The organism is Thermogemmatispora sp., from assembly GCF_042408735.1.
GTDB lineage: Bacteria > Chloroflexota > Ktedonobacteria > Ktedonobacterales > Ktedonobacteraceae > Thermogemmatispora.
Map to the genome: position 1 here is coordinate 19,195 of NZ_JBHOQV010000165.1, position 10,820 is coordinate 30,014.

General features: G+C 61.1%; 8 protein-coding genes. 2 read left to right on the forward strand and 6 right to left on the reverse strand.

What is annotated here, in order from left to right; all coding sequences use genetic code 11:
* Nucleotides 1-16 precede the first annotated feature (16 nt).
* Complete coding sequence (locus ACFMO7_RS18520) at nucleotides 17-319, forward strand: DUF1330 domain-containing protein (protein ID WP_376796973.1); 303 nt, start codon at nucleotides 17-19, stop codon at nucleotides 317-319.
* 95 nt (nucleotides 320-414) lie between these two features.
* Here the strand turns inward: ACFMO7_RS18520 and ACFMO7_RS18525 are convergent, their stop codons facing one another.
* From ACFMO7_RS18525 to ACFMO7_RS18550, 6 genes are all read right to left on the reverse strand, one after another.
* Nucleotides 415-1,623 (reverse strand): permease, encoded by a 1,209-nt coding sequence (locus ACFMO7_RS18525; protein WP_376796974.1) that lies wholly within the window; start codon nucleotides 1,621-1,623, stop codon nucleotides 415-417.
* A gap of 248 nt (nucleotides 1,624-1,871) precedes the next feature.
* The gene (locus ACFMO7_RS18530) at nucleotides 1,872-2,723 is read right to left on the reverse strand and encodes an energy-coupling factor ABC transporter ATP-binding protein (RefSeq protein WP_376796975.1); all 852 of its coding nucleotides are present in this window, start codon (nucleotides 2,721-2,723) and stop codon (nucleotides 1,872-1,874) included.
* Nucleotides 2,720-3,643, reverse strand: coding sequence for a cobalt ECF transporter T component CbiQ (gene cbiQ / locus ACFMO7_RS18535; protein ID WP_376796976.1), 924 nt, complete (start codon nucleotides 3,641-3,643; stop codon nucleotides 2,720-2,722). Before cbiQ ends, ACFMO7_RS18530 begins: the two co-directional genes overlap by 4 nt.
* A complete protein-coding gene (cbiM, locus tag ACFMO7_RS18540; RefSeq protein ID WP_376796977.1) occupies nucleotides 3,640-4,953 on the reverse strand; it encodes a cobalt transporter CbiM in 1,314 nt (437 codons plus the stop codon). The genes cbiQ and cbiM overlap by 4 nt, the downstream gene beginning before the upstream one ends.
* 488 nt (nucleotides 4,954-5,441) lie before the next feature.
* A complete protein-coding gene (locus ACFMO7_RS18545; protein ID WP_376796978.1) occupies nucleotides 5,442-7,637 on the reverse strand; it encodes a cellulose binding domain-containing protein in 2,196 nt (731 codons plus the stop codon).
* A 334-nt stretch (nucleotides 7,638-7,971) separates the two neighbouring features.
* Complete coding sequence (locus ACFMO7_RS18550) at nucleotides 7,972-9,570, reverse strand: cellulase family glycosylhydrolase (protein ID WP_376796979.1); 1,599 nt, start codon at nucleotides 9,568-9,570, stop codon at nucleotides 7,972-7,974.
* A 768-nt stretch (nucleotides 9,571-10,338) separates the two neighbouring features.
* Here ACFMO7_RS18550 and ACFMO7_RS18555 point away from each other — a divergent pair.
* Nucleotides 10,339-10,820, forward strand: a 482-nt coding sequence (locus tag ACFMO7_RS18555) for an ABC transporter substrate-binding protein (protein WP_376796980.1), incomplete at its 3' end; no start/stop codon positions are given.

Consider the following 10,820-nt stretch of genomic DNA (forward strand, 5'->3'; position numbering starts at 1 on the left):
GAACAGGAGGAGAAGAATGGCAGTCTATATTATCGCCAGCATCGATATTACTGATCCCGAGGAGTATCAGGAGTACGCCCGCCAGGCCGGGGCGACCGTGGCTCAGTATGGGGGCAGATACCTGGCTCGTGGAAGTCAAATCGAGTCCATCGAGGGCGACTGGAAGCCCGGGCGCATCGCTCTGCTGGAATTCCCGACGGCCGAACAGGCCCGGGCCTGGTATAATTCACCCGAGTACAGCGCCATCCGCGGGATTCGCCAACGCGCTTCCCACTCGAGCCTGATCCTGGTCCACGGTCTCTCCGAGCAGCCCGCCTGAGCAGAAGCGGCCCGGAGAGGACAGCGGGCAGGTTCATGCCCTCTTTCCGCCCGCTTCGCGTAGAGGCTGGCCCCGTGAGCGAGCCAGAGCAGTCCTCACGGCTCCTCAGCTCGCTCATGGGCGCCCGGCTGGAGGTGAGACCCGTGCTCAGGTCCGTGAGAGACCGGCGCCGGCCCAGCGCTGGGCCGGTTCATCATGGCCAGCATGGCGGGTCCGCCGGTACGCAGGAAGCGCACGACCAGCATCAGCGCCACGAACAGGGCCAGCAGATTGAGGACGGTGGTATAGTTCCACTGCAGGCCCTCGCTCACAGCAGCCACCGCCCGCTGGGCGGGAATGAGGCCCAGCAGGCTAAAGAGAAGCTCTACCAGGTAGCCGGCAAGGGCCATAGTGACGTAGAAGGTCAGCAGCAGATAGCCGGCCATTTTCCAGCCGTAATACTTGCGATAGATGTCGAGGATGGGCAGGACAATCAGGTCGGCAAAGATAAAGCTGACCAGGCCACCGAAGCTGATTCCGCCGCGCCAGAGGACTGCCGCTAAGGGCACATTGCCGACGGAGCAGACAAAGCTGATGATGGCCACCAGTGGACCTAGCAGCGGCCCCTCGATAGCGGCCAGCGTGGGGTTGCCGCTCAGAAAGAAGGCCCGCCAGAAGCTGTCAGGCACCCAGGCTGCTAAGGCCCCAGCGATGAGCAGTCCCAGGAGGATATCGCTCCAGACCGCTGCCCAGTCCATGACAAAATAATGGCTGATGGCCGTGAAGGCGCGCCCGCTCCAAAGGCGGCGCCAGAAAGGGCCATCCTCCTCAAGGCTCATGTCCATTGCGGCGTGGCCCTCCATTCGTCCGCTGAGGCCACGCTCCGCCTGCTCCCTGGCCTGAGCCACTAGCTTGCGGCTGAGGGTCAGGCGAAAGATGAGAGCCAGCAAGATCACCATGAGCAGGCCGCCCAGGTATTGGGCCAGCATGAATGGCCAGCCGAGCAAGACAAGCAAAATCAGGCCCAGCTCAATAACCAGGTTGGTAGAGGCCAGCTCGAAGACCATCGCCGCCGTAAAGCTGGCCCCCTTGCGGAAGAGCGAGCGCGCCAGGGCCACCGCCGCATAGGAGCAGGAACTAGAAGCAATGCCGAAGAGCGTGGCCAGTCCCAGATGACGGGGGGACTCACCGCCGAGCAGCTGAGCCAGCGCTCTCCGCGAGACAACGGCCTGCACCAACGCCGAGAGGGCAAAGCCCAGGACCAGCGGCCAAAGAATCTCCCAGAACATGTTGAAGGCGCTGCTGAGCGCCTGGACCAGAAACATGGCGGGTGACCTTCCCTTCCCTCTTGCTGCCTGTCTGATTGCCGTAGAGGTCAGCCACGACCTGCTCAGCAGTCAAAAGCTGTCTGGCAAACAGCTTAAGCTTAGGTCACCCCAGTTCGAGCTGTCAAGCTCATAGAGAGATCTCGCGCTTTCAGACGGGGCCACCCACTGGCCGAAGGACCTTCCTGGCCCACGCTCAGCCCCGCTTTTGGCCAGCCTTGCCAGCCGGCTAGCCAGCTACTAGCCAGCTAGAAAGAGGAAGCTGGAGCGTCGCTGGGCGCCTGCGGCTCCTCCTGGGTCTCCAGCGTCAGGGACCAGCTGCGGTGCAACTGGGGATGAATCAGATTAGCGCGCACGAGCAGGGCGCGATCCCGCAAAATCTCCTCCGGCTGCCCATCGGCCAGAATGCGCCGCTCCTCGCCGAGGACAATCACGCGCCGCGCAATCAAGGGCACGATCTCCAGCTCGTGGGTGGCCGTAACGATCGTCTTGCCCTGTTCTCCCAGGCGACGAATCAGATTGACCAGCACCCACTTCGTGCGCGGATCGAGCGAGGCTGTCGGCTCGTCCAGCAGGATAACCTCCGGCTGCAAGGAGAGCACCGAGGCGATAGCCGCCCGTTTCTTCTCGCCGCCCGATAGCTCAAAAGGCGCCCGATCGGCCAGATGGCTGATCTCCATCAGCTCCAGGGCTTCCTGACAGCGCCTCTTGACCTCCTCACGCGGCAAACCGAGCTGCAGCGGCCCAAAGGCCACATCGTCGAAGACCGTGGCGCTGAAAAGCTGAACATCGGGGTCCTGGAAGACCAGGCCAACCTCACGATGGAAGGTAAAGGTTTCCTGGCCAGCCGCCACCGCCTTGATATCGCGACCCAGCGCTCGCATGCTGCCCTCCTCCGGCGTGAGCAAGCCATCGAGGAGCTTTAAGAGGGTCGATTTGCCACTGCCGTTGGCCCCCAGCAGGGCGATCTGCTCGCCATGGCTGATCTCCAGGTCGATGCCATCCAGGGCCAGATGCCGACCATGATAGCGATAGCGAACGCCACGTAACTGATAGATGACTGCGCCCGGCTGGAGCCGAGAGGACGGTGTCAGGCTCATAGGAGCACTCTCCCCAAGAAAAAGAGACCGATCGCCAGCAACGCGGCGCCCAGCAGCGCCAGCACATCTCCACCTCGCAGGCGATAGTCGCTATAGGTGCGAATGGTGCCCGTGAAGCCACGCGCACACATAGCCGCATAGACCTCGTTGCTCATCTGGAAGGAGCGATTCATCAGGGTCACCAGCGCGGTCACAATCCAGGCCCGCTGCTCGCCACCGCTCGTCAGCCCCACGGTGCGGCTCTTGCGGGCCTCGAAGAAGCCGTTGACGGTGTGCAAAAAGAGAAAAATATAGCGGTAAGTCATTGAAAGCAGGAGAATAAAGATCTGAGGCACGTGCAGGACCTGTAGACTCTTGAGCAGATCGGCCCAGCGCGTCGTCAAAATCAGCAGGACGGCCAGCGAGACGGCATCGCCGACACGCATCACAAAGACAGCAGCTCCCAGCAGGCTGGCGGGAGTAGGGCCCAGACGCAGTGGCCCCACCCCCAGTTCAAAGAGGCGCGGCCCGCCACTGGTGAAAAAGATCGAAGGCAGAATGACAACCCCGGCGAAAAAGGGAATGCCCAGCCATACCCGGCGCACAAAGAAGTCGAAGGGGAGCAGACTGGCCCGCGCCACCAGCAAGAGCAGGGCATAGAGCAGGAGCAGGGCCAGCAGTGAATGGGAGAGACTGGCGGCCAGCACAGTCACAATGAACATCCCCAGTTTGATGCGCGGATCCAGGCCCTGCAACCACCCTGGACTGCGCGCGTGCTCCTCGGTAAAGACCGCCCGCTCGATGGCTTCCGTCACCCCCGCCAGCGTCTTCTCCACCCAGCCAAGCTGGCGACGCAACTGGCGCTGCTCCTGACGCGAAGGAGCCTGGCGCCCGGCATTGTGCCCGGCCCCTGGCTGACCGGCATCCGCCTCCAGGCTCATAGAGCCTCCTCGCGGGGCTGCGCCTGCCGCTCAACAAGCTCGGCTGGCTCCCCACCTCGACCGCTCAAGCGGCGCACCAGGAGCATCAGGCCCGAGACTACCAGCACCAGCAGCAGAATTCCAATGATGCCACTGATCTCATAGCCCAGGGCAGCGTGCCACAAGGGCGCATTCGGAGCAGTGAAGAAGTCAGCATTAATAGTATAGCCGCTTAATGGCGCGTTCCAAAGGTGATTGAGATCGCGCAGTCCCTGAGGAATATAGCCGAAAGCCTTCTGCACATCCTCTGGGCTGCCCTCACCAAAGGCAAAACCTGGAGCAATCAAGCCCAGGGGGGCAAAAATGGCCAGAGCCATGAAGAAGGTTCCCACTCGCTTCAGGCGCGCGGGCAAGACCAGCCAGGTTAGAGGCAAGAGCACGACGGCAATCCCCAGCACAATCAGCAGCATGATGCCCACGTCCGGCCAGCTTACCTGCGACCAATCCGCGCCGAAAAGATGGTCCAGGCGCCCTCCCCCAGTCACCAGACCCGCCAGAAAGAGCAGCACCAGGGCCAGCGGGATGGCCAGCGCAAAGATACGCCAGAGCGGCAGCGCTTGCGCCTCCCCAGTGGGGACATCGCCGCCACTCACCACCTCCCGCAAGGCGGTCAGAAAGACTGGATGATGTTTCTGAATATAGGCAAAACCAAGGGCCGTGATCAGCGCTTCAACCAGCGAAGCCCCAAAGGCATGCGAGAGCAACATGGCCGGAATGGCCACATCAAGCGGATAGGGACTATAGAGGGCGTGTCCGTTCTGCTGGAAAAGCAGCGGCTGCAACCCCAGTTCGACGCCCACCGCCAGAGCCGCCGCCGTGATCCCCAGATAGGAGCCGATGGCCGCCGCCCAGACACGGCGCGTCGAAAGCACCGGCGAGCGACCAGCGATCAGCCGATAGGCATAGTAGCCGACGAAGGGCAGGATAACACCCATATTCAAGCAGTTGATGAAAATAGCCAGAATGCCCCCATCCCCAAAAAAGAGTGCCTGAATGATCAGAGCCACACTCACACAAAGCATGGCCGCCCAGGGGCCAAGCACAATAGCGATCAAGGTGCCGCCAACTCCGTGGGCCGTCGTGCCTCCGGGTACCGGCACGTTAAACATCATGATAGTAAAGGAGAGAGCTGAAAAGATGGCCATCAAGGGCACCGTGCGCCTATTCAGCACTTCGCGCACCTTGTGAGTAGCTAGCGCCCAGGCAGGAATAGTCGCAACACCGGATCCGAGGGAGAAAACAGGCGAGAGATAACCGTCGGGTATATGCATGGCAGGAACCTCCGTAGCCCGCTCAGAAAAGAGACCACCGCCCAACAGTAGAGGAAAGACGCGGAACACGCAGCACGGCGGCCGGCCAGACACTCCCTCTCGACCGCCTGGCGGTCAACAGTCCCCCCGTCGCTTCGTGTCAGCCATCACTGCTTGCCAGATGCAATTGCAAATCATTCTCAATAACTACAGGTTAGTATAGGGAACAGGCCGCCAGCCTGTCAAGGGCGACTCTGCCGTCGCAGCCGCGCGCTGGGCCTCTCGAGGCGAGCCAGCCGCCAGGCCAGGGCAGAGCAGAGCGGGCGGAGGGAACAGCAAAGCGGGCAAGACGAGGAGCAAGTAAGGGCAAGGGGGAGGAGCAAGCTGCTCCTCCCCTTGCCCTCCTTCCAGGGTAGGTGCTCGTGCTCGTTCGTATCCAGCAGGGCGCTCAGCGTTATTTGCTCAAATGACTGATTCTCTTCTCATCCCAAGTCAGGCCGGGCCGGGTCTCACTGTGGGGCCGGCAGGGCACCCGTCGACCCACATTGGCCGCTCCCGCTGCCTGCGGGCACCGCCAGGGGGCCAGTCTCGATAAAGCAGAGATAACTATACTCCTTACTGGGGTTGGCCAGGCCATTGTATTGCCCATTGAGCAGGCCGTAACTATCTTCTCCATTCAGGGCCCAGTAGGTCCAGTTCAGGTTGCTCACAGCCACCCCCGAGCCACCGCTGCCATAGCTGCTCTTGATAAAGTTCACCAGGTCGGTGAACCACTGGCCCTGCGAGCCGGCGCCGCTGGAGACCAGATCGCTGGCGCTATTGCCGGTACCGAACTCGCCGATCCAGACTGGAGCCGAGCTATAGGGCTGAGCCCCCGTATTGCTCCAGGGATAACTGTTATGGCCCGGCCAGGTTGGGTTAATTCCATTGGGCGTTGCAATATAGGCCCAATTGCTGGTCCAGACATCCACCAGGCTGGAGCCAGAGCAGCCGCTCTTGTAGCAGGTGCTGCTGTTGAACCAGCTCTGCGGATAGAGCGTTGGGCCATACTCGTGAGCCGAGTAGACCACCTGATTGTTGACCGCCGGTCCCAGGCTGCTGGCACTGCCGCCAGCGTTGAGCACGATCGGCGCACCCGCATTATTGCTATTGCCGTTGACACCTTGCAAGCTGCCACCCCACCAGGTGCTGGAATAGGGACCGTTGGCCTGCGTACCCGAGGCCGTCGGATAGGCCGAAACTCCTTCCACAAAGATCAGAGGATAGCTCCAGCCGTGGGCCCTGGCATCGCCGAGCAGCGTATCGGCGGCCCGCTCTGCCGCCAGGCGCCAATCGTGGCAGGACGAGGTCGCCACGCAGGCCGGCGCAAAGGGATTAGGATTCGGATTGCTCGCCGGATCGATGCCATCGCCCGAGCCCCACTGGGCACCGCTGGCATACTGATTGGGATAGGTTCCCTCAACGTGCGGCTCATTGCGCAGATCATAGCCCAGGACGATCGGCAGGCCATCGGAGGCCAGGTAGTTCACCGTCACCGTATCCGTCGCCCCCAGAGTCTGAGGAATGCCATGCACCCAGCGCTGGACACTCACCCAGTCATTAATCCAGCTGCTCTCGGGATAGGCTGAGGTGTACCATAGTCCGCTCTGCTCGGCGGACTCGCCCGCCTCCGAACGATGATCGTCCAGAATCACGTGTAGGCCAATCGAGCCGGCGTAATTGATGATCTTGGCCAGCACGTCACGCGCGTGCAAACCGACACAGGAGGGACAGCCAACGTCGTTCTGCGGCACCGGGTCGGACTCCCACATCTGATTAGAAAAGGGAATGCGCAGGGTGTTGTAGCCGTAGCTTTTGACCAGATTGAGGATCGTCGAGATATCGTACGACCATAGGCCGTGAGCCACATAGTCGGGGGTCTCGAAGCCGTACCAGTTGATGCCGCTAATCACGAATTGACTGCCATTGGGAGCCAGGATTTTCGTACCGCTGGTTGTCCACCCACCGCCCGTGCTGCCTCCGCCAGTCCCCGGCGTGGGGGTCAGGGTCGGCGCACTTGTTGGCGTAGGAGAGGGTGTCGGCGTCGGCGTCGGGCTGGCCCCACCCGGCTCAGTTCCCCAAACCAGTTGCCCGTTGAGATAGAGCGTCACCTGACTCCAGGGCGCATAGCTGGTCTGGGTCGCGCTCCACGAATAGTCGTTGGCCTGGTTATAGTTGCTCCAGTCGCTCTTATTGAAGCGAACCTGGATCTCGCCACTGTTGCCGCCAGGCAAGATGCTGCCCGCCGCGCTACTGAAGCTGACCTGGAGATAGGTATCAGCGGTCGCCGTTGGCGCGCTCATCGCCGCAAAGGTACCGCTGAGCGTGCCGCAGCCAACCGCCGCATAATCACACCAGAATTGCTGCGCCTGGTTGCCGTCCTCAGTGTACCAATAGCGAATCGTCAGGCTACTGAGGGCCACACTGGAGCTGGTATTGTTGACGATCTCAAAATGAGGGCGTGGCGTATTGGTCGTGGCGCTGGTATTGGCATCCGCATATTCCAGGACCAGGCCGGCCGGCCCAGCCTGCGCATGACTGCTGCGGACCGTCACCAGCGCCAGCCCCGCAGAGCAGAGCACCAGCGTCACAATCAGAGCCGCCCTGCCAAGCCAGCGTCCTTGCCACGGTCGCAGACGCGGACGAGAGAAGAAGGATGGCTTCATGCCCAATGCCTCCTTAGATGCGTCGAGAGCCTGTGCAAGCCTTTCTGTCAGTGGTTTCCTTGCCCCTTTATGGGGAAGAGGGAAGCGAGGCGGAGCAGGGCACACGGGGGAGCACAGTCCGATGGGGGAGGGCCGATGACGGTCAGGCCCACTCAGACGAGCGCCTTCCCTACGATGGCCATCGGCCCAACCCTCTCATCAGACCCCTGCCCACCTCGCCCACGCTTGAGGTCGCATCTTACTTACACAGCCAATCAATCTATGGACATACCAGCAGGCGCGTCCTTGCGGTAAGAGCCATCCCTGACCTGCTGCTGGTATCAAGGCTGCCAGGTCAGACGACGCCGCAGCTAACGCCGTTGAGGGTGAAGCTGGTCGGGGCCGGATTGCTGCCGTTCCAACTGGCCAGGAACCCGGGTGGTGAGCTAAGCGTCCCGCCCGCCGGGATCTGAGCGTTGTAGGAGGCGTTGGTGATCGTCACCTGAGCCCCTTGCTGCGTGTAGCTGCCGTTCCATAGCTGGGTGATCTGCTGGCCAGCCGTGAAGCTGAAGCGCAGCGTCCAGCCATTGATGGGACTGCTCCCCGTGTTGGTGATGCTGAGACTGGCCTGGAAACCGCCCGGCCACTGGCTCACCACACTATAGTGCACCTGGCACGAGGCCCCCGCACCCGGCGTGGGGGATGGTGTCGGCGATGGAGTGGCCGTCGGCGTCACCGTTGGTCGCGGCGTCGGTGTCGCGGTGGGGGACGGCGCCGTGGTCGGCGTGGGAGAGGGCGTCGGCGTCGGTGTGCTGCCACCACCTCCACTGGCCAGCGCGATCAGGTGATCATGCAGACCCTGCCCGTAGGCCGTGGGCGTACCGTTGTAGTTGCTGATCAGCGACGGGAAGGAGCTGCAATCGTAGGTGTCCCAGGCCCAGCCAAGGTAGCCGATGCCGTGCTGGTCAAACCAGGCCATCGCCGTGTCGATGAAGCCGTGGGCACAGTCGTTCTCACCGATCTCACCGGCAATGACCGGCACCTGAGCCGCAACAGGGGCTACCTGAGAATTCCAGCAACTTGTATTGCTGCAGGCATTGAAATTATAGAGATGGAAAGAGGCCACCAGGTTGTTGAGAGGATCAGTGGGCTTGTACTGTAGCCACTGCGAGAGGTCGTTAGAATAGGCCAGACCTCCCAGCATGATCACATTGGTGGCTCCGGTGGCTCGCACGGTGTTGATCAGGGTCTGCATGCCAGCAACGGCAAACCCCACATCGCCGCAAGGGCTGGCGTTGGCCGCCGTGCTACCATCACGCCAACAGGCCCAGCTCGTGGTGTATGGCTCGTTGTAAAGATCGAAGATTACCGAGCTGTTGTTTTTGAAAGCGTTGGCCACCGAGGTCCAGAAGGCCGGCGCATGATCCAGATCAGGCATCGGCTGCTGCCCGTTGGCCTGCTGGGTGCCTGGGGCGTTCCAGTGCAGGTCAAGAATGACAATCAGATTATCAGATGTCAATGTATTGACAAAGTTGATAACCTGCTGCTGATAGGTGGCCGCGGAGTACTGGGCAGCCGGATAGCCGTTAATGCCAAGCCAGCAGTCCTCATTCAAGGGGATACGCACGGCGTTGATGTCCCAGCTCAGCATGGCATTGATGGCATTGGTGTCCACGGGACCATCAAAGACGGTGGTGGCGGTGCTGCTCCGACACATGTACTCCGCCCCAGAACGGTCAACACCAAGCGGTCGCACAACCTGGTTCTGGCCGTTGAGCAGTTGGTTGCCGGAAACGTGCAGGCCCGTAACAGAAGGGGCCGCATGAGCACGCGAGGCGTTCGATCTAACCCCTAGATAGGTGGCCAGGGAGAAGGACGCCAGGACGAGCAGGAGAGAGAGCGCCGCATACCTCAGCCTCAGCCGAGGCCAGCGATAGGCGGGTGGTGTGGCCATAGTTCCCCCCCTTTTGACTGATAAAGAGGTAGCTTCCTTGCTTACCGGGTTCGCGCATCCCTGCGACAGAGATGGCATTGCGCCCGGCACGCTCGCCGTGGTCGATTGTCCTCTTCTACCACAGCTGCGTAAACGGTATCGTAAACGATACCGTAAACGTTTACGAAAGTAACTATACCCGCCACCCTCGGCCCTTGTCAAGCGCTGACCATCTTCTCTTCCCGGGAAGATCAGCCGGCCACAAGGCCACAAGCAGGCGCCAATGGCCACTTGACAGAAATGGAAGGTTTTCTCACCGCCTGGGAAAAAATGGGGGGAGCCGACACTCAATCCCTCCCCACTCCCCTGGCGCTAGTCAGCCAGAAGGTTTTTTGCTAATATCTCATTCTTTAGAGATATTGAGGAGTTTTTAGAAAGAGATAGATGAAAGCGGCTCACACCTCCTCCCGTCTCTTAAACGGCTCTCTACTACTGATGAGTATTCCACTCTATTGCAGAGCTTTGCTGCTTAACCAGCTCATTGACAAAAAAGCTGCCTTCCACTACAATTTACGTAATCGATTACGTTATCGTTAACGCGAACGATTACGAAAAGTTAGGACCAGGGATGCAGCCAGGGCGGATGTGATCCTGGCGAGCGATCAAGGCCGCGGAGGGAGAATCTCTCCAGGAGATGACAGGCAGGCGAAGAAAGGGTGGCCTGGCCGGGCAGTCAGGCGGCTGCCGTTGACAGCCTGGGCGAGAAAGAAGCCAGATCCAGGAGGCGCTATGAAAAGAAGACAGCTACCGTTGCGCTCAGCAGGCACTCACCGTCCGATCTCTGGGGAGTGCCTCTTCCTCTCGTTGTTATTGCTGGTGGTGGGGATTGGGCTGCTCACTGCCTGTGGCGGCTCGGTCCAGCCGAGCGGTGCTAAAACGGACACACTCAGGATCCTGCCGGCCCCGAATGGTCCCAACGCCGATCTCTTCAACCCCTTCTTTAACTACAACACTCCCGCCGCCTGGGGCGCTCAGGGCCTCCTCTACGAGGTGCTCTATTCCACAGACCTCTCCACGGGCCAGTATCATCCCTGGCTGGCGACCAGCTATAACTTCTCCAGCGATAACAGCCAGTTGACCTTCCACCTGCGCCCCAACGTCAAGTGGAACGACGGCCAGCCCTTCACCAGCGCCGACGTCAAGTTCACCTTCGACTTCATCAAGGCCCATCCCGCCCTCGACCAGGGCGGCGTGCTCCCGCTGGTCAAGGA